Raw genomic sequence first — 24,508 nt, 5'->3', positions numbered from 1 at the left:
CTTTTTATGCTTCTACTTTATTGAAAAACTGTGGCAGATATTCTTTGTGTGCTTCTAGCATTTCATCTAGGATGCTTTTTGCAATGGCATCTGATGGGACGAGCGGATTGATGGTCATGGCGACAAGTGCTGTGTTGTAGTCGCCTGTCACGGCTGCTTCAGCGGCTACACGTTCAAAGGATTTAATTTGAGAAATAAGTCCTTTGACAGCGACCGGCATTTCACCAACAGCGATTGGTTTTGGGCCGTCTTTTGTGATGACACAGTTCAGTTCAACGGCAGAATCATTTGGAATGTCACTGATGGCACCATTGTTGATTGTGTTTACAGGCTGAATGTCATGTTTGTCGTTGTAAATGGATGCGATCAAGTTACATGCTGCATCACTGTAGTAAGCACCGCCGCGTTTTTCAAGCTGTGGCGGCTTAATATCAAGATCAGGATCTTTGTAAAGCTCGAACAGGTCATTTTCTAGTGCACGGACGACTTCTGCACGAGTTCCCTCATTCGCTGCTGCTTTTTTCTCTTCAGCCAGCATATCACTTGTTTTGTAATAGTAGCGGTGGTACGGACAAGGAATCACACCAAGCCCTTTTAAAAAATCTGCATCCCATGGAATCGCTTGAATGTTGTTCATGGACATGGTGGAGTTTGGATCTGCCATGTCTTCGATTACTTGATCCATGATGCTTTTGCCATCTAAGAACACGTTCAGTCCAAAGACCATATGGTTTAATCCAGCAAAGCTGACTTCGACTCTGCTTGCGTCGACATCAAGTCCTTTGGCGATGCCCATGCGAATGCCGATTGGTACGTTACATAAGCCAACGACTTTGCGATGGTTTGAATAGCGAAGTACGGCTTCTGTGACCATACCAGCAGGATTGGTGAAATTCACAAGCCAAGCATCTGGGCATAATTCTTCAATATCTTTCACAATATCAAGAATGACAGGGATGGTGCGCAGACCCTTGAATAGACCGCCTGGACCGTTTGTTTCTTGACCAATGACATCATATTTTAAAGGAATGCGTTCATCCTTCATACGTGCTTCCAGTAATCCGACGCGGAATTGTGTTGTGACGAAATCAGCGTCTACCAGTGCTTTCCGGCGATCTAAAGTTAGATGAACCTCGATTGGAAGTCCCGCTTTTTTCACCATACGTTTTGCAAGATTTCCGACGATCTCAAGCTTTTCTTTACCTGCTTCGATATCGACGAGCCAAAGTTCGCTAATTGGAAATTCATCGTACCGTTTAATGAATCCTTCGACTAGCTCCGGTGTATAGCTTGATCCTCCGCCGATTGTGACAACCTTTAATCCTTTTGCCATGTTCTGCACCTCCGAATAATGTAACGCACAATGTTATAATAGAGTGAATCAATCTTTTATCATTTGTTTGTACATCTATAGCTTATCGTGAGAGTACCTTGTGCGTAAACGGTTTCATCGTCTTTAGGCAAGGGTGCCCTATTTAGAGATTTGTTACATAAAAGAAACGTGATGTGTCATGTTATTGGAGAAAGGGGAAGTCAGATGTTTTCAAGTGAGGTCATTTCCAGCTTTAATGAACTAGAAAGCGCTTTATACCGATACATTATGGAAAATAGTGAAAAAGTCGTCTATATGAGAATTCGTGATTTGGCAGATGCCGCACATATATCGACCTCATCTGTCCTTCGCTTTTGTCGAAAAGTGAATTGTGAAGGCTTTTCAGAATTTAAGGTGAAGCTCAAAATGTATTTAGAAGCAGAACAAACACCTTCTTTGAAAAGCACGCAGCATTTCTTGTATGAATTTATCGAACGGACACTTAAAGGAGATTTTGAGGGAAAGATCAAAGAGGCAGCAAAGCTGATTGCGGATGCAAAGAATGTGCTGTTTATTGGGACGGGCAGTTCTGGTATTTTGGCGCAGTATGGGGCAAGGTACTTTTCAAGTCTTGAGAAATTTTCGTTTTACATCAACGATCCGTTTTTCCCGATGAATATGCAGTATTTAGACAATAGTGTCACCATTGTGCTGTCGGTATCAGGAGAGAACCGCATAACGATTGATCATATTTCGAAACTAAAAAGAGAAGGCAGCACGATCATTAGTATTACAAACAATCAGCACTGTACAATTTCTCGTATTTCTGACTTAAATATTGCTTATTACGTCACAGACGAACGAGTCCATAGAGCCAACATCACCACACAGACACCCGTTGTGTATATCCTAGAAGCAATGGCGCGTGACATGTTTACGATGTTAAAAGAAAAGTAAAAGAGCCGCTGCCTCAAACAGCTGCTCTTTTTTTCTGCATCATGAAAGCGGTGATGGCAATGCTTGAGCAGATGAGTACAAACAGTCCGCCTAACAAATACACAAATCTCGCTCCGAATGTATCCGCAATTAATCCAACAAAGAAAATAGATAAACTGACAGACATAGAAGAGAGAACGTATTGAGCCGCATACACCTTTGATAACTCATGGACTGGCGTTTCCGTTTGGAGAATGGTTTGCTGCGAAACATCCCGAATTTGATAGGCAGGCCCCATTAAAATACAAAGCAGCAATGCAAGCCATGGCAGGCTGTTTAGCGAAAATAGGATCGTCAGCACTGCATAAATAAAAGAGCCCGCTGCCATAAAGAGGAGAAGTTGTTTTTGAATAAACTGACTTAGCCATGCGGCCATGAGTCCGCCTATAATGGCACCTATATAATATGCGGCATTGATATATCCCCACCATTCCGCACCTTCCTTTAAAACAAGTGTGACAAAGGCAAGCGTAACCGGTCCGACCCACAAAGCACCTGCAATATTTTCACTAACATCCATGAAAGTCAGGGTGCGAACCGTTTTGTTTGTCCAAATGATCTTCCAGCCATCTTTGAACCCGTTCATCTTATTTTCTTTTTGAACCGTGTCTTCTTGCTTGAGTAGAGAAAAAACAGGGATGATCAATAGATAGGACAACACAATCATGAAACAAGAGGCCCACATTAAATAAGATGGACCAATCAACAGGACGAGCATTCCAGTAAACGAATAGCCGGCGATTTGAACAGATTGATAAAAAACGGAGGCTGTACTGTTCGCTTTCACAAGCTGATTTTCTGGCACAAGCATCGGCATGATGGCCTGTAATAAAGGGCTGATGAACCCGCCTGTGATGGAAATCAAAACGAACGCACTAAACAGCCAGATCAGGTGCTGCTGAAAGAAATCAAATTGGGTCGTGAATACGACGAGCATCCCAATACGTAAAAGAGGGACCCATTTCAATAGACGCTTGGCTTGAAAGAGTTCTGTCAAAACAGGAGAGAGGAGCCCAGCCAATAGCTGACATAGTGTTCTTATGAGCGGAAATACAGCCGCATAGGCGACAGATTGTGTATCTTGATAAATAACCAATGTGACTGTCATCAAAAATAGAATATCACTTAGCATGAGAAGGCTTTTACTGCCTGTATAACACCAAAACTTATTTCCCATATCCAACCGACTCCTTTTCAAAAACAAGTTCAGTATAGCATGTTGGCGAAGTGTGCAGAGGTTTTCCATTGAAAAATACATCTTAAGGTTGAGAGGATTGTGATAAGCTAAATGAAAGAACATCGTAAGGAAAGGGGTTCAATCCATTGAAAAAATTACCAGCACATGACTTTTTGGACAAGCATGGCATCCCGTATGACATCAAAACATTTTCTGCCGACACAGAGAAGGGCGCAGCGAATGTAGCGGCAGCTCTTGGTTTTAGAGAAAGACAAATGATCAAAACATTGATCTTTGAAACAGGGGAAGGGGAGCAGCTGCTTGTGATGGTTGGTGCTGACCAGCACATCAAATCAGGGAAACTAAAGAAAGCCGCCGGCTCTCGTAATATCAAAATGGCTTCACCTGACACGGTGCTTGAAGTGACGGGCTATCGAATTGGCTCGATTCCGCCATTTTGCTGGCAGCCTGAAGGGTTCCGCACGATTATCGAAGCATCGCTATTAGAAGAAGAGATATTAGGCGTTGGAGCAGGAGAATGGGGAAATGAAATCCTCATCACACCAGAACAATTAGTGATAGCCTCAAAGGCGGTCCCATTTGATCTTGTTCAGCCATCCGAATAGAAAAAGTGCCTGTTGCTGAAGCAGGCACTTTTTTTAATTGGAAGCAGGTGGTGTAAAGGGACCAATGTCTTTCATTTGCAGAAAAGCATGTACCGTCCTATTTTCCTCAAGGTCATTCGCCCGTTTGCAGACCACAACAGGTCTGATAATGTCAATTCCTTCGATATACACGCGCCCAATCTCTCCACGTTCTAAGCTTCGCTGAACAGCGTCACGAGGAACAAGGGTAATGCCATAGCCAGCTTTGATCATTTGAATGGCTTCGTGGACACCACTGAATTGTAAATCAACGGTCGGTTTTTTAATTCCTTTAGCGGTAAAAAGGGAAAAAAGCTTGTCTCTCGTCGAACTGCCTTCTTCTCGCATTAAAAAAGGTTCATGGCTCAGTCGTTCTAGTGGGACGGTTTGTCCATTTAACGGATGATCCACAGGCACGATAAAGTCATAACTTAAATCAGTTAAGTGAGAGGTGTGAAGATCTTCGTGGTGCAGATCCTCTATTACGGCGATCGCCACATCTGATTGATATTGAAGCAGACTTTCGATCACTTGAGCGGAGTTTCCGCTTTTTAATTCAATATCTGTCTGTGGCGATGATGTTTTAAAAGAGGCAAGCCAATCAGGCAGTAAAAAGTTAAGTGGTACGTAGGTAGAAGCAATTCTGAGTCTTCCTTTTTTTCCGTTTTGCAGAAGAGTGATCTGATATTCTACTTCTTTTTCCGCCTCGAATACTTGCCGGGCATATGGATACAGGATCTTCCCCATTTCCGTCAGGGTAATCCCCCGGCCGTTTCGTTTGAAAAGACGAAAACCGATCTCTCGTTCAATGCTTCGTAATTGTGCCGTCACAGCCGGCTGCGTCAAAGACAGCACGTCTGCCGTTTGTGTGACACTTTTTGTTTCGGCTACCTTTGCAAAAATACGGAGGGCATGTAAATTCATCTTTGCACCGCCTATCAATTATTTTGATGATTCAATCAAAAACATTCATTAGATTTATTATAAGGTATCCCTTATCGTAAAGGTAGCGAAGGGGGAAGAAAAAATGGATCGTCGTCAAAAGCAAGTTGTGTCAATTTCGCTCATCACAGCATTTGCACTTATTGGGGATTCAATGCTCTATATTGTTCTCCCGGTCTATTGGAAAGAGATTGGTTTATCATCCATTTGGGAGGTGGGGTTACTGCTGTCTATCAACCGATTCATTCGTATCCCGCTAGCACCTGTCGTATGGTGGCTTTATCGATATATCCCAATGAAGACCGGTGTACTGATCGCAATTATGATCGCGTCAGTGACCACGATATTATATGGTATGAGTGGATTTTGGCTGCTATTGATTTGCCGCTGTGCATGGGGTCTCGCTTGGACGTTACTCCGTATGAGTGGGATGAGGGTCTTGGCTGAAATGGACGAAGGCTCACAAGGACATTTGACGGGTCTTTATAATGGGCTTTACCGGCTTGGCAGTTTATTTGGCATGTTATTTGGTGGAATCCTTGCCAGCTTGATCGGTTTTCAGTCCATGACGCTTGTCTTTGGCTTACTCACATTAATGGGCTGCATTTTTTATGTATCGTTGAATGAAATTGAAAAAAGAGAAGGCACGCAGGTGTATCATGGCATCAAACAGAAGTGGTTGACACGAGATGTGGTAAAAGTACTGATAACAGGCATGCTGATCGCACTGATCATTCAAGGTTTATTCGCATCCACGCTGAGTCATGTCATTGAAGCAAAGATTGACCAAGATGAATTGACTCTGTTTGGCTTTGTCATCGGAGCTTCGGCTTTAAGCGGTGTTATTCAAGCACTCAGGTGGGGGTGGGAACCATTTCTCGCACCGAGAACGGGCAAATGGTTTGATCGTCTTGTGATGAAGGAACGAATGTTATGCTGGATGTTTCTTTCATTTGGAGGGCTCAGTTTTTTTGTGATCATGCTGAAGGTAAGCGGCTGGTTCCTATTGATGCTGCTTTTGATTCAACTGATGGCAACAATTGTCACAACGTTCACCGATACACTTGCCTTTCAAAAAGCTTCTGCTCAAACAGATAAGAACCGCTTTCTCGCCAGCTATTCTTTTGTTCAAGATATGGGGGCTGCTTTAGGACCTTTGTGTGGGTATACGTTGATCCAGTTTTTCGGAACAAACAGCGTCTTTTGGCTGATGCTTATCATAAGTTTAATGCTCGTCAGCATGTGGATAAGAAGCGGGCAGCATGTTTCTTCTAGTGCAGTGTAAGAAATAAAGCGTTATATAAAAAACTGCCTCATGCAGCTGATCGCAGGAGGCAGTCATATTCTCTTATTCTAAGTCTGAATCATAGGCTTTTTGCGTGAGTTGGCTGACGACCTCTTTCAAGCCATTGGGTTTATGGAATTCAACAGGTGTGCTTCCTTTTTCAAATACAATTTGATCTGCTTCAACGAGTACGACATATCGATTGTTGACCTTTGCGATATGAATCGAGTGGCCAAAGTCGGCTAAAAGTCCTTTAATTTCTGTTTCGCCTAGACGCATCTTCATCGTGATATCAGGGGTTTGTTCAACAATGTGTGAAGCCGCTAGTGTGACCTGTTCTGTATCGAGTGTTTCCCGAATCTCCCGTTTTTCACTTGCTTCCCATATTTCAAGGTCCTCTTCAAATTGTTTTAATTCTTCACTTTCATCCTGAAATGTTTCAAATACATGTTCCTGCACCATATTCATGACCTGTGATTTCATGATTTCAGGCATCGATTCCCCGTATTCGACGAATTTTAGAAAGTCCTCAAAATAACGAGCGTGTGAGGATTGGTGAATTTTCACTTCGGCTTCCTCTGTCATGCCCTCTTCTGGCATAAATGGGTATTGAATCGATTTCATGTTTTTTGTTGTAATCGCCATTTCTACTTTTTTGATCAAGGTAGATGTATCAGCAATAGAAGCGACTTTCTGTTCAAAATCGCATTTCATGATAAAGACAAAAGAGTCATCGAAATATTTTTTAGGAACCGCAGATGCAACCAAAAACACGCCGCCTCTGACAGCACTTGTATCTAAATAGGTGCGAACAAACTGTTCACTGCATTCGTTAAATACTTCTTTTGTATCTGCAAATCTCGTCTGATGAAATAAATTGTAGTTTGGATTTGAATCGAGTTCATGGCCGGGTTCGACAATGAAACGTCCGATTTTAGTCGGTACTTGCTCAGACTTAGGGTGTCTGTCCACTTTTCGTTTGACGATTTTTTTAAGCTCACCGTCTAGAAAGTCTTTCAGCTCACTTTTTTCAAATTCTTCTTGGTCTAATGTTTGGTAATGTTTAAACCGTTTATTTGCTTGTTCCTCTTTGCCTTCTATTTCAACCACATAGAATGATAGAAAACGTATCGTAAAATCCACTGATTGGTCACCACTTTTTCTTCTTTGGATATGTTGAGTATAGAAAAAGGAGTGAAAATCGTCAACGAATGGAGAAATATCGTGTCATTATTTCCCGAGAAATGTTTCGTGAAAAACGCTTGATAATAATTATCATTCTTGATAGAATGATAAAAGAAAAGAAGGAACCTGCCAGTTCCTTCATCTCAGAAAATCATGTATTATTTTGTTTCAAATGTTTCGCAATCCGTTTCAGCATTGCGAGTCACGTCAGTCATTGTGCTTTTACCAATTTTAATGGTAGAAGCTGTACAGCTGTTGTCAGCCCAAAAACGGCAAGAGTTCACTTCACAAAGTACATTTTGTGCCATGGGAATTCACCTCCGTGATTCATATTAAGAATGAAGCAAGCTGCCACTTGAGTTCATTCAATCTAGTAGTCTCTTTATCGAAAGAGGCTGTTTGTGCTGTATATGCACATGTTTATCATACCATCTACCCTGAAAATATACAATTTAAACTTTGAAAGAGCGAGAATACAAATCTCGCTCTTTTTTGTTTGTAAAAATAGTTAAATGCTAGGTGGCACCCTCTCTTATTCCAACATATGAATAGAGTAGATTCAAAACCTGATGTCGGACAAAGTATAAGGGTACATGTACTGATTTTCCGCATGAAGATAGGGTTTTCAATCAAAAATTTTCATAGAGAGATGAGGGGAGAAGATGAAAGCAGTCATTCTCTGCGGAGGAAAGGGAACGAGAATGAGTGAGGTCACACAAGCGCTTCCTAAACCACTTGCTATGATCGGAGATCGGCCTATTCTATGGCATATTATGAAAATCTATCAGTATTACGGTGTAGACGAGTTTATCTTATTGCTTGGATATAAAGGAGAGAAAATCAAAGAGTATTTTCTCAACTACGACTGGCGGCATCACAGCATGCAGCTGGATATGTCGACAGGGGAAATGAAGCTTTTAGGGAATTCGGAGAACTGGAAAATCACCTTTTTAGATACGGGTGAGGATACGATGACAGGCGGGCGGTTAAAGCAGGTACAGGATTATATTGGTGATGAGACATTTATGATGACGTACGGTGACGGACTTGCCAATATCAATATGTTTCATTTGCTCAAGCGCCATCAAGAGCTTGGAGCAACTGCCACTGTCACAGGAATTGAAAAGAAATCACAGTACGGCACGCTGAAGGTGTATAACGGGATGGCACAATCCTTCTCTGAGAAGACAGACAGTATCGGGATGATCAACGGAGGATTTTTTGTGTTGTCTCCAAAGGTTTTTGATTATTTAACAGATGATGATCAATGTGTGTTCGAAGCAGAGCCTCTTCAGAACTTGGCGAATGATGGAGAGCTTGCAGTCTATGAGCACCACGGATTTTGGACAGCAATTGATACGTATAAAAACTTGAAAGAAATCAACGGCATGTGGACTGAAGGAAAACAACCATGGAAGGTTTGGTGACAGCATGAGCGGGTTTTGGAAGGGAAAAAACGTATTTGTGACTGGGTGTACGGGATTGTTAGGGAGTTACCTCGTCAAGGAATTGATAGATCAAGGAGCAAACGTAACAGGGCTTGTACGTGATCAAGTGCCAAGATCGAACTTATATCAAGGCAGTCAATTTGAAAAGATGAATGTCGTCCAAGGCGCACTGGAGGACATGCAGACGATAGAACGTGCGTTAGGAGAATATGAGATTGATACGGTCTTTCATTTGGCTGCCCAAGCGATTGTTGGGGTCGCAAATCGGCACCCGGTCTCTACATTTGAAGCCAATATTTTAGGGACATGGAATGTGCTGGAGGCGTGCAGAAGGCAGCCGCTCATCAAACGAGTGATCGTGGCATCAAGTGATAAAGCATACGGAGATCAAGAACAGCTTCCTTATGATGAAGACATGCCGCTTAACGGCAAGCACCCATATGATGTGTCAAAAAGCTGTGCAGATTTAATTTCTCACACGTACTACAACACATATGGTCTTCCAGTTTGTATTACGCGCTGCGGTAATTTATACGGAGGCGGAGATTTGAATTTTAACCGAATCATTCCGCAAACCATCCAGCTGGTATTAGAGGGAAAGGCGCCAGAAATTAGAAGTGACGGTACCTTTATCCGTGATTATTTCTATATTGAAGATGCGGTCAAGGCTTATTTACTGCTAGCTGAAAAAATGGAGGAAAAAGGGCTTGCAGGAGAAGCATTTAACTTTAGTAATGAAATTCAGCTGACCGTGCTTGAGCTCGTTGATAAAATCTTAAAGGCGATGGGCAGTGAACTGAAGCCGCGTATTTTGAATCAAGGAACGCATGAGATTAAGCATCAATATTTATCAGCAGAAAAGGCGAGAAAGCTGCTTGATTGGAAGCCTGATTACTCCATTGATGAAGGGTTAGAAAAGACAATTGAATGGTATCGCGAATTCTTTCAAAAATAGAGGTGTATACAGATGAACAGCATATATTGTACGGTTCTATCAAGTGGAAGACTTTATCAAGCCATTGCGTTTTTCTTATCGTTGAAGCAAGTAGAAAATGATGCTGTCATCAAGACGTTATGTATGGATGATGCTGCATTTGATTTGCTTCATCAAATGAATTTCCCGCATGTCGATCTTGTTCATGTACGGGATCTTGAAACGCCAGAGCTGTTAGAGATCAAAAAGGAACGAAATGATTCGGAATATTGCTGGACATTAAAACCGATTTGGATTGAGTGGCTATTTAAGCAGGACCAGGCGGAGGAAGTGACGTATCTTGATGCGGATTTGTTCTTTTATGAGAGTCCGCAAGTGATTTTTCAAAACCAGCCTGATGCCTCTGTGCTTCTATCAAGAGGGGATATTGTCATTCCAAGTTTTGATCCAGAGGAAGTGAAGATGCTTCAGAAACTTTTAGGGCGCTATAACTCAGGCCTCCTGCATTTTAAAGGAGATGAAGCCGGCCGGAAGTGCCTGAGCTGGTGGAAAGAAGAATGTCTAAAGGAATGCAAAAATGCGCCTGGAGAAGGAAAATTTGGCGATCAAGGGTATTTGGATCATATGCCGATGCTGTTTGAAAAAGTAGAAGATATTCAAACAAAGGGTGTGAATATTGGTCACTGGAATTATGGCCAGCATTCTTATCAGGAAGAGAATGGACGTATTTTGCTTGAGGATGGAAGCCCACTCATTTGTTATCATTTCAGCGGATTTCGGATCTTAAGCAAAGATGATATGCAGCAAATCCATGAAAAAGGAAGAGATGACTTGCCATTTTTCCAAGAAGCCTATCGGGAAGTGCTGCGTCATGTAATTGAATCGGTAGAACAAGTCAATCCGATGTTTAACGGCTATGCCAAACTGGAGGAGGATGGCGCATGAATGAAAAGCCGAAGGTCAGCGTCATTATTCCGAGTTATAATGCGAAAGAGCGTTTAGAAGGGAGCCTCTTTTCCTTAACGCTTCAGGAAACCGATATTCCATTTGAGGTCATTGTTGCTGATAATGGGTCAACGGACGGCACGATGGAAATGCTCGAAAACATTGAGGTGAACTTTCCATTCAAAAAGGTGCGTATTCCTGTCAATCAAGGAATTGCCAAGGGGCGCAATCATGCCATTCGTGAGGCAGAGGGAGACCTCTTAATATTTCATGACAGCGATATGTTGGCAGAGCCCCAATTTATTCAAAAGCACACGGAGGCACATGCTGATCATGAGGACCGTGTGATTTGCGGTGTTTGCTGGAAGCGAATCTATCGTTATTTTTACACTGGTTTTGATAAAGATCATGTGAATCGATTAAAAAAACAAGGGCTGTATCAGCGGAAAATGAAAGACAAAACGCCTCTTGTGTCGATGGAGGAAATAAAAAACGGCGCATTTCTAGAGAGAAGCTTCGACTTGCAGTCCGAATTTATTGATATCCTGAAAGACATTTTAAACACGTACGACTATGATTTAAGTTCTTATCAATTGCCGTGGCGATTTTTTATCACAAATAACTCTTCCGTCAAGCGAAAGCATGTCATGGAACTAGGGATGTTTGATGAAAAAATCGTTCGATACGGGTTTGAGGATTATGATTTAGGCATTCGTCTGCATCAGCTTGGCCTCTCATTTGAGCTGCGTGAGGATATTTTAAGTGTGCATCAGGAACATCCAAGTAATTTAACGTCATTCGATGACATCAAATATAACATTTTGTATATGTGCGAGAAGTACAACAATATTGATTCGATTGATGTTCATTTGGCTTTCTCTGGACCATTTTCTCATACCGTGACAAATGATATCGTGAAAGACATTCGCCAGCTGCGTAAGAATGAAGCATATGATGATCTGCTTGCTTATTTTTTGGAGCTGCTTCATATGATCACAGAGCGGAATGTGGGCATTAAACGTGATCAAAAGGACGTGCTGACGGCAAAGCATTTCCCTTTGAAAAAGCTGTCAGAGGCGGCCCAGCTTGCCAAGCAGGAACATGGATGCACGGTGCTGGCAGAAGCCATTCAAGGGCTCACAAAAGAGCTGCTGCATGTTGACTTGTTCCAAGTGGATGTGTTGTAGATGGCATCCTATCATTTCACAACCATTGTGTCGAATACCCATGTATTTAAGCTGCTGGCGCTGATTCATTCACTTGAGCAGACGGCTCAATCATACAAACTTTCTGTCTTATGTGCTGATCCTTTGGCTTACAAGGTGTTAAGTCAGTTTCCTCATCCACATGTCCAATATGAACAGCTTGAAGATGTGGAAGATGATTCGCTGCGAAAAGCAAAGGCGGATCGTACGTTCCACGAGTATTGCTGGACGCTTAAGCCTGCGTTTCTACTCAAAATTCTTGAGTCCTCTGATGCAGATTATCTCGCTCATTTGGATACGGATTTGTATTTTTATCATGATCCAGAGGCGATATTTGCAGAAAATCCACTCGCTCATGTATTTTTGACAGATCATATGAATTCCAAGCGATTCTATCACTTTTATGAATTATCCGGCCGTTTTAATACTGGGTTTGTAGGCTGTCGAAACACAGATGTGGCCAAACGGGCTGTGACGCAGTGGAAAGAGAACTGCATTGCGCACTGTACAGTAGAAATGGATACGGAAAAAAAGACATATGGTGATCAGCGGTATGTTGAAAGATGGATCGATGATTTTGAGGGTGTCCATGTGGTGGCATCTAAAGGTGCCAATGCAGCGATTTGGAATATTGAAAACTATAAGCTCTCCGTTGTGAAAGGAGATATGTATCTCGACGAATGTCCACTGCTGTTCTATCATTTTTCTGCCTTTACGATCATTGATGAAAATACCTTTAATCTGAATTGGTATTACTATATGACAGAACACACTCTTGTGGATCATTTGTATATTCCGTATGCGGATTTGATTCATCTGAAAATTAAACAGGTGCAAAAGGTCTTTCCAGACTTTCAGCAGGGGTTTATTGCAAAGAAGCATGTTCCGGACACGCATTTTTATGAGATATGAAAAAACCGCTCATTTATTGAGCGGTTTTTACCTTTTATGATTCATTCCATTTCGCTATGGTCTGATCGTTTGGCAGTAAGAAGGCTAGGATACCTAATATCGGTAAAAAGGCGACACCGATCATGGTAGGCGTTAAACCGACTGCATCAATTAATGAGCCGAGGGCAACGGATCCAATCGCTCCCATACCAAACGCAAGCCCAACAGTTAAACCAGACATTGTGCCAATTTTCCCGGGAAATAGTTCTTGGGCATAGACCACGGTGACAGAGAAGCTTGAAGTGAGAATGATCCCAATAAGTCCAAGTAAAACATAAGCAACAACCGGTCCGGCAAATGGGAGAAGCAGGGCAAACGGAAAGGATGCTAATAAAGAAATTAAAATGACGGTTTTCTTGCCGAAGCGGTCTGCAAGCGGCCCGCCTAAAAATGTTCCAATCGCACCTAATATAAGAAATAAGAAAATATAAGTTTGTGATTCTTTAATCGTCAGACCATATTGTTCAATCGCATAAAACGCATAGAAATTCGAGATCGCATTTCCATACCAAGAACGCGCGAAAATAAGAAAGACGATAATGCCAAGTGCTGTGAGCGCTGATTTGCGGTGAAGTTCAGATCTTGCTGCTTTTGCAGGCGCTTTTTTCGCTTGTGCTCGAATGGTTTGAAGTCTTCCTGCGTACCATCTTGAAATATAAAGAAGGAAACCGACAGCAATCATTCCAACAATCGTAAACCAAGCCACACCTGGCTGACCGAGAGGGACGAGCATGAATGCAGCGATTAGCGGAGCAAAGGCTTGACCTGTATTTCCACCGACTTGATAGATGGATTGAGCAAGACCGCGTCTAGGACCAGCTGCCATGTTGGCAACCCGTGAGCCTTCTGGATGGAAAATCGCAGAGCCGAGTCCAATAAAGACGACGCACAGTAGGATGGTCGCAAATGATGGCGCAAACGCAAGGCCGAAAATGCCGACAGCACTTGAAAATAATGCGATAGGCAGAGCATAGGGCATCGGCCGTTTATCTGTGTACCACCCGATCGCAGGCTGCATGACAGAGGAGACCATATTTAATGTAAAGGCGATTAGCCCTAATTGAGTAAAGGTCAGCCCCATTGAGCGTTCTAAAATAGGGAACATGGCAGGAATCACGGCTTGCAATGTGTCGTTAAGCATATGGCAAATACCAATAATCAATAAAATAGGATAAACCGTTGAACCGGTGACCGCTTTTTGAGGTTTATCCTTTGTTTGAGCAGCAATAGCCAATGAGACTTCCTCCTTTCATTCAACTTGTTTCTTTTTTCATTCTCCTCATTTTATTCATAAGGTGAACTATAAAACAATAGCAAATTGTCATGATTTAGAAAAAAAGAGACACATGCGCTTGATGGAGCGTGTGTCTCTAAAGGTTTATTTATAGAAAGAAGCGATGACAGGCTTCATTTTTTGAATGACAAGTCCACTGCCTCCACGGTTTTTCACACCTTCAATCATGCCGACGAGGACGTAATCTTCTTTTTTAGGATTAAACGCAAGTAAAAATCCATTTTCAGTACCGTCTGTCGCACCTTGTTTGCTCTTTAGTTCCGCTGTTCCCGTTTTAGCGGCTATATCAGCCCCTTTTATTTGCAACGAGTGAGCGGTTCCGTTTGAATTGGTGACGACTTGAGTGAGTGCGTCCTTCACCGTATTTGCTGTATCTTCTTTGATGATCTGTTTTGGTGATGCTGTTTTTTCATCCTGAATGACTCGAGGGTACACAAGCTTTCCTCCTGTTGCAAATGGAGAATAGGCATGTACTTGTTCAATTGGTGACATGAGTAATTCTCCTTGGCCATATGCTGAGTCGGCAAGTAAGATGTCTGATTTGATTCCGTCGTTAGACACTTGTGCCGGTTTCATTGTAAACGGCATGTTTAAATCATCGCCAAATCCAAATGTTTTCACTTTTTTCTCGTAAGTATCTTTGCCGATTTCAAGGGCTTCCTGTCCAAAATAAATATTATCTGAGTACACGAGGGCATCGACCATATTGACTTGTTCTTTGTCATGTACCCGTGTAATGCGATAATTTCCCCAAGATTGATCCTTCTGCCATTTCAGTCCATGAATGGTGCGTACTTTATTAGGCTTTGTGACACCTGTTTCCAGTCCAATCGCTGCTGTAATGGTTTTGAATGTGGATCCTGGTGCATATCTGCTCGCATACCGAGCTTGGAATGGGAGATCAGGATTTTCACTGTATGCTTGATATTGTTTAGGCGTGATCCCGTTGGTCATTAAATTGACATCGTAAGAAGGGGTGCTAACAAGCGCTAATAAATCACCTGATGATGGGTTCATAATGGTGACAGCCCCTTTTTCACCTTTCAGCTGTTGATAGGCTTTTTTCTGTAAAGATGCATCAATGGTCAGCTTGACTGTTTTTCCGTCTTTTCGGTCTGTTTTTTGTAATGTTTCTTCAATACCTGTTTCATCATGGATAATGAGGATGCTTCCGCCATCTTGTCCTCTTAAGTTCTTGTCAAATGTGAATTCAAGGCCGGTTTTGCCGATGATTTGATCCGCCTTTAAAGCTGGATTTCTTTTGATATCATCCGCATTTGCTTTTCCCACATAGCCTGTCAGATGAGCAGCGGCTTCGTTATATGGATAGTAGCGCATTTCCTTCGTTTGATAGGTGACGCCATTTATGTCTTTTGGAATCGGCTTTTGCTCTAACATAGACTTTAGCGGGACAAATGTGTCATCTGTGACCCATGCTTGTTTCAGCTGATTTTGAATCAGCTCTTCATCTATATCAAAAGCGCTGCTGATTTTTTTGATGTTGCTTTCTTTTTCCGTACCTGTCCCGAGCTTTCCAGGGATGATGCCAAGTGCGTGTCCACCAGTTGTTTCGGCTAACGTGCGCCCTTTTCGATCTACAATATTTCCGCGTACCGCAGGATCCGTTGTCACTTTGATGGTGTCACCCTTTTCCATTTGCGGGAAGATGAGATTTGGTTTCCAGTCTACTTTCCACTCGTTATCCTCTTCGGAGAGAACACCTTTGTAAGAGAGTTTGTTCAGTTTTCCAAGTGACGTTTTCATCGTGACTTCATAGGTGAATTGATACCCATTTCCTTTGTCCTGTTTTTCTACGTTGACGTTTGAGACGTTTAGATCATTCGCACCGATGCCGCTAAAGATATGATCGTATTTTTCGGCAAGTTGTTTTTTAGAAAAGTCATTGGCTTTCAGAGAGCCGCTTGTGACCTCATCTGCCAGTTTCGTGAATTCTTTTTTCTCCAGATGTTTCGTAAAGGATTCAGCGGCTTTCAGCGCCTCCTTTTCTTTTGAGAAAAGCGTATCTTTTAAGAAAAAGAGAGCAGCAGCAATCGCGATGATGCTAAGAAGGGGAATGATGACTTTTTTCTGTTTCCAAAATGATTTTCGTTGATCTGTATACAATGAAAACACCTCAATTTTTGATTAGATCCTCTATAGTTTACAGTTACTGTGTAGGATTTGTATAGTTTCTCCTATGAAAATAGACCAAGACATGAAGTGGAAATATGAATCAAGACACAGTTGTTTCATAAGGATATCTTCATTTTTTCTTATGATTTAAAGGATTTTTTATGTGATCATCGAATGTGAAAAATTAGAAAAAATTAAAAGCGTTTTCATGGAGGAGGAATTGTGATCGTTTATAAAAAAGTGAATCTGACTGGACTTGTTCTTGGACCGATCTTCTTTTTGCTTATTTTTTTGCTCATTCCAGAAAGTGAATTGACCTATGCACCAAGAGTCGTACTGGGCGTTACGGCTTGGACTGCGACATGGTGGGTCACAGAAGCTTTGCCTATACCGGCTACCTCTTTATTGCCCATCATCCTTTTGCCAACACTTGGCGGGCTATCGATGGAGCAAACATCAAGAGCTTATGGAGACCCGATTGTTTTTATGTACATGGGCGGATTTATGATTGCCATCGCCATTGAAAAATGGAATTTACATAGAAGAATGGCCTTACATATTTTAAACATCATTGGTACAAGAAGTGACCGCATTGTATTAGGGGTTATGATGGCAACGGCTTTTCTATCTATGTGGATTTCAAACGCAGCCACAGCACTGATGATGCTGCCGGTGGCACTGGCTGTGATTAAAGAGGTGAAGGCGAACGATATTTTGTCTGGTGCATCTCTTGACCGATTCAGTAAAAGCATCCTATTATCGGTCGCTTATTCAGCCTCTATTGGCGGACTGGCGACACTCGTTGGGTCTGTGCCAAATGCTGTTTTTGCGGCGATGTCAAAAAAGCTGTTAGATCGAGAAATTATGTTTTTTGAATGGTTTTTGTTTGGTTTTCCGGTGGCGGCTGTTCTGCTCATTCTCTTATTTCTGTATTTGACCAAGATACAGTTCAAGGTAGAGCACACAGGGGAAATGGGAGCGGCGTTTATGCGGAAGGGTTTAGAGGATTTAGGCAAAATGAAACAAGAAGAAAAATGGGTTTTTGCTATTTTTCTTATGACGGCTTTTTTATGGATTTTTAAAATCTTTTTGTTTGGCGGGCTTCCTGTCTCGGATACGTCGATCGCAATTTTTGGGGCGATGCTGTTATTTCTCATTCCAGCGACAAATGGAGAGAGAATACTAGAATGGCAGGATATGAAGCAGTTGCCATGGGGGCTTTTGCTTTTGTTTGGAGGCGGGCTTTCGCTCGCTACAGGATTTGCGGAAACGAATCTAACAGGATGGATCGGGGAAAATTTACAGCATTTAAATGGGCTGTCTTACCTCATGCTGCTAATTATTTTAACGGCTTCAATTTTATTTATGACCGAAATTATGTCTAATACAGCAGTTGCGAACATGATCATTCCAATTACAGTAGGGCTTGGACTTGCAATTGGCATGGAGCCGTACGGCTTAATGGCTGCGGCTGCGTTAGCTTCCTCATGTGCGTTTATGTTGCCAATTTCCACACCGCCAAATGCGGCTGTCTTTAGTGCAGATGTGCTGAAAATATCTGATATGGTCAAGGCTGGCTTTTGGCTAAATGTGATCAGTATTGTAGCGATTGTGCTTGCGGTTTATTTCTGGCTTCCGGTCGTGCTGAGATGAAGACTTTGATCGAATGGAGACTTTTGGTGTTTTTGTTTCTTTTGGCTTCGGTACTGAAGCTGCCTTTTTGAGGTGCGGGTCCTTTGGCGTGTAATAGGTGGCCCCAATGTTGAGTCTGCCTTTAAGCTGATCAATGGAAAGCTCACCAAACTCTAAATGGTAGTCAATTTTGTCCACATGCAGTGATTCAATGTGAATGTGCGTATCCTCCGAGACAGGCGGAGCAGGTGCAGACATTTTCTGCTCAAGAGCGGTGAGTCTTTTTTCCAGCTCGACGACAGAGAGGGATGGACTGGCTTCGGTTTTTTTAAAGAGTGATTGAATGAAATGTTTCAAGTGGACCACAACCTTTTCTTTCGCCTTGCTCTAGTCTATGGAAAAGCTGCCCGGTATATACTTATAGAGATACATGAAAGGGGAGAAGTGCATGCTGCCTACACGCATTCAGATTACCCATATGAAGACGAATACGATTGGTACAGGGTCCTCGATGACATTCGGTTCGACGATCGTACGAAATCACTGCTCGACGATCAAAAGAAACAATGGTTTTGGTGAACAAAATGCCGATGGCGTGATCACGATCTTGCCGATTGAAACGATTGATGATCGTGATCTAATAGACGCAGTCAGTATCAATATTCGTCATCTATGATAATCGCAGTTGCTTTTCCTTCATCTTTTTGCAACCGAATATATAGCACGCCGTCTTTAAAAGCCGCATTCATTTGACCAAGAATCATATCTGGGAGCCGAATTTTTCTTTCAAACGGACCATACTTTCCTTGTTTTTGGCGAAAATCCTGTTCGTTAAAAAAGGAAAAACGCTGTCCTTTTACAACTAAATATTCACCATATGACAGCACCTGAACATCTTCCTTCCGGTAGCCAGGCAGATAAATTAAGTACTGAAATTCAGTAGGGGTTTCCACAATGTCGACTGGTGGAAACGATGCATCTGTTCCTCGCTGATCTTGCTGCGAGAATGTAAATGGAGACGGACCATTTGCCATAAAGGGAGATCTTTGCTCATCATCGAATATCATTTTCCAAAAATCATCTCCATGCATTTGCTGGGCAATGTCCATCCACTGCTTCATTTTTTCGAAGTCCATGTGAAGACCTCCTGTTAACATACTTGATGGGTGCTCGCATATACCTATAAAAAGGAGGTTTATCTGTGGTTCAACCAACTCCGTATATCAATATTAATATTTTCATGTTAAAAATTAATTCCTTTGAAAATGCGTCGGCGGTGAATGTCGGACAAAATTTGTTAGCAGAGTGGCAAAACTCAGATAAAAAAAATCAGGGGTACGGACAGAATTTTGGAGATGCCAGCGGTTTTATCGGAACAAAGAGTCATGTAGATGATCGAGATCAAGTGGACTCACCTGCCTCTTTTTCGCCAGCAGCTAAACCTATTCCAAGGAAGTGATGTGTGATGTTATTCTCACCCTCAGTCGTCAATGTCGGTGCTTTTAAAATCAATGCAATGGATCGGGGGGCATCACTGACACTAGGACCTTATCAGCAGATCGATTATTTTCTCTCGATGAAATTGAACCAAGGTTTTGGTGAGGACAATGGAGATTGTTCACCGCTTGTCATTCCGATTTCAAGCGTACTCGATCCAGATATGGTGGATTCGAATTCAGTGAAAAACAGTGTGATTTAAACAAAAAAGAGACCGGGATACCCCGTGTCTCTTTTCTATTGTGTTTGATTCAGATGGCTTTTGCGTCTTGCGTAGGTAAAATACACAACGACACCAATCGCTACCCAGATGAGGAAGGCTCGCCATGTCTCCCATTTCAGTGTGGCAGCCAATATCATACAAATGACTGCACTAATGATGGGAAGGACAGGAACAAAGGGTACTTTAAACGCTGTTTTCATATTCGGATGTTTTTTCCGGAGTATGATCACAGCGATCGAGATCACCGTAAAGGCCGCAAGTGTACCGATGCTGACTAAATTAGCAAGTGTTGATAAGTTGACGAATCCAACGATACATGCCGCAACAGCGCCTGTCAGCCAAGTGTTGGCAACCGGTGTCTTCGATTTTGGATGAACGTTTGAAAAGATTTTCGGCATGAGTCCATCTCGGCTCATGGCAAAGGTTAAACGAACCTGAGCGTAGACAAGTGCAATTAACACGGTCGTAATCCCGATAATAGCACCTGCCGATATAATACCAGCGACACTATTTAGACCAACCACTTGTAAAGCAAAAGCGACAGGGTCACTGACATTCAGCTTCGTGTAGTGAACCATGCCTGTTAAGACAAATGAAACCCCGATGTATAAAATCGTACAAACGCCGAGCGCACCAATAATTCCGATCGGCATCGCTTTTTGTGGGTTTTTGACTTCTTCAGATGCATTAGCGATTGCATCAAATCCAAGGTAAGCAAAAAAGACAGTGGCCGCTCCAGCAATCACGCCATGGAAGCCCATTGGCATAAAAGGTGTCCAATTTTCAGGTTTAACGTAAGCAAAGCCTGAAATGATAAAGAGGAGGACAATGGCAATTTTGATGAGTACAATGATGTTATTCAGCTTTGTGCTCTCTTTTACGCCTCTTGAGACAATAAAGGTAATGAGTAAAATAATGAGTGCGCCTGGCAGGTTAAAGATGGCCCCATCAGCGGCTCCGGGTGCAGCCGATAAAGCCTTCGGTATGTGCAGACCAAATCCACTGAGCAGTGATTGAAAATAGGATGACCATCCGCTTGCCACAGCAGAGAGCGCAACAACATATTCAAGCATTAAATCCCAGCCCATTAAAAAGGCGAGGAATTCTCCAAGTGTTGCGTAAGAATACGTATAGACACTTCCTGACACTGGAATGGACGAGGAAAATTCAGCGTAGCAAAAAGCAGCAAGGGCGCATGCGATCGCAGCCAAAATAAAAGATATAATAATCGCAGGTCCCGCATCTTTCGCAGCCGCAACCCCCGTTATCACAAAAATTCCAGTCCCGACCACACAGCCAATGCCAAGCAAGATTAAATCAAATGTATTCAAAGAACGGCTCAGCCGCTTCGTTTGACTTTCAAGCATGAGCTGATCGAGAGACTTTTTTCTAAATAAAGAACTCATGTTGACCTCCTAATGGATAAATCTTTTCGTAAGACGAATGTTAGTATATGCGTAAATGACAATTTAGTCAATTGGTTGAAAAACGCTTTAAATCACTAAAGTATTAAATGTCACAAAAGTCTAATGTGTATCAAAAGACATCCGCCGTCATGTGACAGGCGGATGTGATAACAGGAGATTTACGTTTGTTCTGCAAATATTTTTTCATTGTACAGCACACTCGGATGGGTTGGGTAATGGGCTGAGGATGCAAGATGATGGGTTTTGGCTTGAGCCAAATCACCGAGCTGATAATAACAATAGCAAAGCTGAAGGTGAGGATACCATGTTTTATATTGTGTCAGTGTAAAGGCTGTTTCGATTTCAGGTGCCTTCAGTGCCTGCTCATACCAATAGATCGCTGCTTTGTGTTTATTTTGTGCTTTGAAATGATCCCCAATCCGGCAGCAGAATTCTGGACGGGGCTGATCATATAAGAAGGATCGCAGTAAGGAGGATAAGGCGGCTTCCTCAAAACCGACTGCATAATAGCAGTCAGCTAAATTTTGGCATGTGCGAATTTCATCCTCAATCCAGCATTGTTTTGTGGCTAAAAATTTGTGATAAAAGCGAATCGCCTTCACATGCTGCTTGTTATCTCGTAATTCATTGGCGAAGTAAAAGAGATCACGAGGTGTCATCTCTTCGCCTTTTGCAAGCATGTTTTCATAAATGCGCAGATTGCGTCCAGGCTCTCCGGCGGTTGTTTTTTTACGCTTTTGATGGGTGACGGCGATATCAGCGGGAAAAATGTTGCCATACACTTGAAGGAATTCATGAACGGCCCCATACCACTGAAAGTTCAAGGCACGCTTGACGAGCCGATTTCTTCTATATTTAAAATTCACCTGACCGTCCTCGCTAAATCCAACGTGGTAAAACATCGAGACGGCATCTACTGCGGGATCAAGCGTCTGTTTGAGCTGAAGCAGTTTTTGCTGGTCCTCTTCAAGTAGGACATCGTCGGCATCCAGCCATAAGATATACTCTTTTGTCGCATGGGAAAAAGCGAAATTGCGTGCTTTTGCAAAATGCTGGACCCATTCAAAGTCGAGTACCTTTGCTGAAAAGGAGTGAGCAATGTCCTTTGTTTGATCCGTTGATCCTGTATCAACAATGATCATCTCATCTACAATGTCTTGAACAGAAGATAGGCAGTCAGCCAAAACCTCCTCTTCATTTTTCACAATCATACATAAACTAATGGTTATCATCTTTAGATCACCTCTTCATAGTGTATCGAGCATCAAAAGGAAACATTCTTTTCAGCAGCGGGTTTTTTTAAAACTAGTTTTCTGCTACTGGCTGATTTAAAATAAAGGAAGAATCTATGTAAGGGCTGATAAAATGAGTTTATTGAATGTAGAAGGATTATATAAAACCTATGGCGAAAAAACGCTGTTTGATCATATCTCTTTTCATATAGAACCAAAGGAACGCATCGGGTTAATTGGACCGAATGGAACAGGGAAGTCAACGCTTTTAAAAGTCATTGCAGGACTTGAATCATTTGAGGAAGGCGACATTACAAAGGCAGGGACACTTGATATCGAATTTCTCGAGCAAGATCCTGAAATGAGCGGGGATGAAACGATTCTCGACTATATTTTTTCAGGAACAGCACCAATGATTCAAACAATGAAGGCCTATGAAAAGGCACTGGCTGATTTAGAGCATGATCCACAAAACGAGGCAAAACAAGAAGCGCTTATGCGTATGCAAAATAAAATGGATCAGGACGACGCATGGGATGCGAACCTTTCGGCGAAAACGATTTTGACAAAGCTTGGCGTTAAAGATGTGAGCCGATCTGTTCATGCGTTATCAGGTGGACAGAAAAAGCGTGTGGCGATCGCCAAAAATTTAATTCAGCCTGCGGGTTTGCTGATTTTAGATGAGCCGACAAACCATCTGGACAACGCAACCATTGAATGGCTGGAAGGGTACTTGAGTCAATACAGCGGGGCTGTCATTCTGGTGACCCATGATCGTTATTTCTTAAACCGCGTCGCCAATCGGATTTATGAATTAAATCAGGGGCAGCTTTACACATATAAAGGAAATTATGAAGTCTTTTTAGAAAAAAGAGCGGAACGAGAAGCAGAAGCTCAAGTAAAAGAAACGAAACGTCAAAATTTGCTTAGACGTGAGCTTGCATGGCTCAGAAGAGGAGCAAAGGCTCGAACGACAAAGCAAAAAGCACGTATCGGCAGAGTGGAAGAGCTGAAGGATCAAAAGGGACCTGATGCAAAGGGAGAGCTTGATTTTGCGATCGGTTCTCACCGGCTTGGAAAACAAGTGATTGAGGCAGAAGAGATCAGCATCACATTTGCTGGTCAAACCCTTGTGGATCAGTTCAGTGATTTAGTCGTGCCAGGGGATCGTATCGGATTTATCGGACCGAATGGAGTGGGCAAAACGACTTTACTCAATTGCCTGGCGGGTAAAATCGAACCGACGAATGGGCAATTGACCATTGGACAAACAGTCCGCATTGGCTATTACACGCAGGACCATAACGAAATGAATGAAGAGCTGAATATCATTGATTACATCAAAGAAACAGCTGAAATTGTCAAAACGGCAGATGGTGTCATTGTGACAGCAGAGCAGATGTTGGAGAGATTTTTATTCCCTAGATCCATGCAGCGCACGTTTATCCGCAAGCTGTCAGGGGGAGAGCGCCGCAGATTGTATTTATTGAAGGTATTGATGGAAGAGCCGAATGTTCTCTTTTTAGATGAGCCGACGAACGACTTGGATACAGAGACACTGAGCATTTTAGAGGATTATTTGGAGCAGTTCCCAGGCGTAGTCATCACCGTGTCGCATGATCGTTATTTCTTAGACCGAGTCGTCCATCGTCTGCTTGTGTTTGAAGGGAATGGACGTATTTCACACTTCCAAGGTGCTTACAGCGATTACATGGAGCAAGAAAAAGAACAGAAGCGGACAGAGACAAAACCAGCTGAAAAACAAGTAGAAGCTGCACCGAAAAAGAGGAAAAAACTATCCTATAAGGACCAGCTTGAATGGGATGGGATTGAAGATCGGATACAAGCACTAGAGGACAAACACCAGCAGCTCGAAGCCAGCATTGCTGAGGCTGGCAGTGATTTTGGGAAAATTCAAGAGCTGATGGACAAGCAAAAAGCCGTCGCTGAAGAATTAGAACAAGCGATGGATCGCTGGACAGAACTGTCGATGATGATTGAGGAATTAGAAAGTAATGAAAAATAAAGGCTGGCAAAAAAAACTGT

At 42.5% G+C, this 24,508-nt stretch carries 24 protein-coding genes; 13 read left to right on the top strand and 11 right to left on the bottom strand.

The window, feature by feature from the left end:
• Nucleotides 1–4 precede the first annotated feature (4 nt).
• Nucleotides 5–1,333 carry a 6-phospho-beta-glucosidase gene (locus ACTJJD_RS16280; protein ID WP_181891127.1) on the bottom strand — a complete coding sequence of 443 codons (1,329 nt, stop codon included), beginning with the start codon at nt 1,331–1,333 and terminating at the stop codon, nt 5–7.
• Nucleotides 1,334–1,537: 204 nt separating this feature from the next.
• On the opposite strand from ACTJJD_RS16280, the gene ACTJJD_RS16275 reads away from it, so the two are divergent.
• Complete coding sequence (locus ACTJJD_RS16275; RefSeq protein ID WP_336750328.1) at nt 1,538–2,269, top strand: MurR/RpiR family transcriptional regulator; 732 nt, start codon at nt 1,538–1,540, stop codon at nt 2,267–2,269.
• Nucleotides 2,270–2,282: 13 nt separating this feature from the next.
• Here ACTJJD_RS16275 and ACTJJD_RS16270 read toward each other — a convergent pair whose 3' ends face one another.
• Entirely contained in the window at nt 2,283–3,485 is a 1,203-nt protein-coding gene (locus tag ACTJJD_RS16270) for an MFS transporter (RefSeq protein ID WP_440608650.1), read from the bottom strand.
• A 146-nt stretch (nt 3,486–3,631) separates the two neighbouring features.
• On the opposite strand from ACTJJD_RS16270, the gene ACTJJD_RS16265 reads away from it, so the two are divergent.
• Nucleotides 3,632–4,111, top strand: coding sequence for an aminoacyl-tRNA deacylase (locus tag ACTJJD_RS16265; RefSeq protein ID WP_017360428.1), 480 nt, complete (start codon nt 3,632–3,634; stop codon nt 4,109–4,111).
• Nucleotides 4,112–4,144: 33 nt separating this feature from the next.
• On the opposite strand, the gene ACTJJD_RS16260 is transcribed toward ACTJJD_RS16265, so the two are convergent.
• Nucleotides 4,145–5,053, bottom strand: a complete 909-nt coding sequence (locus tag ACTJJD_RS16260; RefSeq protein ID WP_440608649.1) for a LysR family transcriptional regulator — start codon at nt 5,051–5,053, stop codon at nt 4,145–4,147.
• A 103-nt stretch (nt 5,054–5,156) separates the two neighbouring features.
• On the opposite strand from ACTJJD_RS16260, the gene ACTJJD_RS16255 reads away from it, so the two are divergent.
• A complete protein-coding gene (locus ACTJJD_RS16255) occupies nt 5,157–6,356 on the top strand; it encodes an MFS transporter (RefSeq protein ID WP_440608648.1) in 1,200 nt (399 codons plus the stop codon).
• Nucleotides 6,357–6,419: 63 nt separating this feature from the next.
• Here the strand turns inward: ACTJJD_RS16255 and ACTJJD_RS16250 are convergent, their stop codons facing one another.
• Together ACTJJD_RS16250 and ACTJJD_RS16245 are read right to left on the bottom strand one after the other, a co-directional pair.
• Nucleotides 6,420–7,499, bottom strand: coding sequence for a DUF3900 domain-containing protein (locus tag ACTJJD_RS16250; RefSeq protein ID WP_317328826.1), 1,080 nt, complete (start codon nt 7,497–7,499; stop codon nt 6,420–6,422).
• A gap of 200 nt (nt 7,500–7,699) precedes the next feature.
• Complete coding sequence (locus tag ACTJJD_RS16245; RefSeq protein WP_008344201.1) at nt 7,700–7,849, bottom strand: DUF1540 domain-containing protein; 150 nt, start codon at nt 7,847–7,849, stop codon at nt 7,700–7,702.
• A 354-nt stretch (nt 7,850–8,203) separates the two neighbouring features.
• Between ACTJJD_RS16245 and rfbF the strand changes: the two genes are divergently transcribed.
• The 5 genes from rfbF to ACTJJD_RS16220 are packed head-to-tail and all read left to right on the top strand — an operon-like array spanning nt 8,204 to nt 12,985.
• Nucleotides 8,204–8,968 carry a glucose-1-phosphate cytidylyltransferase gene (rfbF, locus tag ACTJJD_RS16240; RefSeq protein ID WP_440608647.1) on the top strand — a complete coding sequence of 255 codons (765 nt, stop codon included), beginning with the start codon at nt 8,204–8,206 and terminating at the stop codon, nt 8,966–8,968.
• Between the two features lie 4 nt (nt 8,969–8,972).
• The gene (locus ACTJJD_RS16235) at nt 8,973–9,944 is read left to right on the top strand and encodes a GDP-mannose 4,6-dehydratase (RefSeq protein WP_272511888.1); all 972 of its coding nucleotides are present in this window, start codon (nt 8,973–8,975) and stop codon (nt 9,942–9,944) included.
• Between the two features lie 12 nt (nt 9,945–9,956).
• Nucleotides 9,957–10,868, top strand: a complete 912-nt coding sequence (locus ACTJJD_RS16230) for a putative nucleotide-diphospho-sugar transferase (RefSeq protein WP_440608646.1) — start codon at nt 9,957–9,959, stop codon at nt 10,866–10,868.
• A complete protein-coding gene (locus ACTJJD_RS16225) occupies nt 10,865–12,055 on the top strand; it encodes a glycosyltransferase family 2 protein (RefSeq protein WP_440608645.1) in 1,191 nt (396 codons plus the stop codon). Before ACTJJD_RS16230 ends, ACTJJD_RS16225 begins: the two co-directional genes overlap by 4 nt.
• Nucleotides 12,056–12,985, top strand: a complete 930-nt coding sequence (locus ACTJJD_RS16220) for a putative nucleotide-diphospho-sugar transferase (protein WP_282900905.1) — start codon at nt 12,056–12,058, stop codon at nt 12,983–12,985. It begins immediately after the preceding gene.
• 34 nt (nt 12,986–13,019) lie between these two features.
• Here the strand turns inward: ACTJJD_RS16220 and ACTJJD_RS16215 are convergent, their stop codons facing one another.
• Together ACTJJD_RS16215 and pbp4 are read right to left on the bottom strand one after the other, a co-directional pair.
• Nucleotides 13,020–14,258 carry an MFS transporter gene (locus ACTJJD_RS16215; protein WP_440608644.1) on the bottom strand — a complete coding sequence of 413 codons (1,239 nt, stop codon included), beginning with the start codon at nt 14,256–14,258 and terminating at the stop codon, nt 13,020–13,022.
• A gap of 144 nt (nt 14,259–14,402) precedes the next feature.
• Nucleotides 14,403–16,442 carry a penicillin-binding protein PBP4(5) gene (pbp4, locus tag ACTJJD_RS16210; protein ID WP_440608643.1) on the bottom strand — a complete coding sequence of 680 codons (2,040 nt, stop codon included), beginning with the start codon at nt 16,440–16,442 and terminating at the stop codon, nt 14,403–14,405.
• Between the two features lie 231 nt (nt 16,443–16,673).
• On the opposite strand from pbp4, the gene ACTJJD_RS16205 reads away from it, so the two are divergent.
• On the top strand, nt 16,674–18,104 hold the full coding sequence (locus tag ACTJJD_RS16205) for an SLC13 family permease (protein WP_440608642.1): 1,431 nt from the start codon (nt 16,674–16,676) through the stop codon (nt 18,102–18,104).
• Here the strand turns inward: ACTJJD_RS16205 and ACTJJD_RS16200 are convergent.
• Nucleotides 18,036–18,449 carry a hypothetical protein gene (locus ACTJJD_RS16200; protein ID WP_230677322.1) on the bottom strand — a complete coding sequence of 138 codons (414 nt, stop codon included), beginning with the start codon at nt 18,447–18,449 and terminating at the stop codon, nt 18,036–18,038. The two genes, ACTJJD_RS16205 and ACTJJD_RS16200, sit on opposite strands and share 69 nt — an antisense overlap.
• Nucleotides 18,450–18,531: 82 nt before the next feature.
• On the opposite strand from ACTJJD_RS16200, the gene ACTJJD_RS16195 reads away from it, so the two are divergent.
• Nucleotides 18,532–18,759: a hypothetical protein gene (locus ACTJJD_RS16195; protein WP_017360415.1), complete on the top strand. Its 228-nt coding sequence runs from the start codon at nt 18,532–18,534 to the stop codon at nt 18,757–18,759.
• On the opposite strand, the gene ACTJJD_RS16190 is transcribed toward ACTJJD_RS16195, so the two are convergent.
• Entirely contained in the window at nt 18,740–19,219 is a 480-nt protein-coding gene (locus tag ACTJJD_RS16190; RefSeq protein ID WP_008344182.1) for an Hsp20/alpha crystallin family protein, read from the bottom strand. The two genes, ACTJJD_RS16195 and ACTJJD_RS16190, sit on opposite strands and share 20 nt — an antisense overlap.
• A 65-nt stretch (nt 19,220–19,284) precedes the next feature.
• On the opposite strand from ACTJJD_RS16190, the gene ACTJJD_RS16185 reads away from it, so the two are divergent.
• Together ACTJJD_RS16185 and ACTJJD_RS16180 are read left to right on the top strand one after the other, a co-directional pair.
• Nucleotides 19,285–19,542: a hypothetical protein gene (locus tag ACTJJD_RS16185; RefSeq protein WP_440608641.1), complete on the top strand. Its 258-nt coding sequence runs from the start codon at nt 19,285–19,287 to the stop codon at nt 19,540–19,542.
• Nucleotides 19,543–19,548: 6 nt separating this feature from the next.
• Nucleotides 19,549–19,782 (top strand): hypothetical protein, encoded by a 234-nt coding sequence (locus tag ACTJJD_RS16180; RefSeq protein WP_008344178.1) that lies wholly within the window; start codon nt 19,549–19,551, stop codon nt 19,780–19,782.
• A 35-nt stretch (nt 19,783–19,817) separates the two neighbouring features.
• On the opposite strand, the gene ACTJJD_RS16175 is transcribed toward ACTJJD_RS16180, so the two are convergent.
• Nucleotides 19,818–21,209, bottom strand: a complete 1,392-nt coding sequence (locus tag ACTJJD_RS16175; protein ID WP_008344176.1) for an amino acid permease — start codon at nt 21,207–21,209, stop codon at nt 19,818–19,820.
• Nucleotides 21,210–21,388: 179 nt separating this feature from the next.
• Nucleotides 21,389–22,462 carry a tetratricopeptide repeat-containing glycosyltransferase family 2 protein gene (locus tag ACTJJD_RS16170; protein ID WP_440608640.1) on the bottom strand — a complete coding sequence of 358 codons (1,074 nt, stop codon included), beginning with the start codon at nt 22,460–22,462 and terminating at the stop codon, nt 21,389–21,391.
• A gap of 133 nt (nt 22,463–22,595) precedes the next feature.
• Between ACTJJD_RS16170 and ACTJJD_RS16165 the strand changes: the two genes are divergently transcribed.
• The gene (locus ACTJJD_RS16165) at nt 22,596–24,488 is read left to right on the top strand and encodes an ABC-F family ATP-binding cassette domain-containing protein (protein WP_041506629.1); all 1,893 of its coding nucleotides are present in this window, start codon (nt 22,596–22,598) and stop codon (nt 24,486–24,488) included.
• The last annotated feature ends 20 nt before the right edge of the window (nt 24,489–24,508 follow it).

The organism is Bacillus sp. 22446 (assembly GCF_052044955.1).
GTDB classification, from domain to species: Bacteria; Bacillota; Bacilli; order Bacillales; family Bacillaceae; genus Bacillus; species Bacillus altitudinis.
Note: the sequence above shows the minus strand (reverse complement) of the source record. Positions and strands in the feature narration are given on the sequence as shown.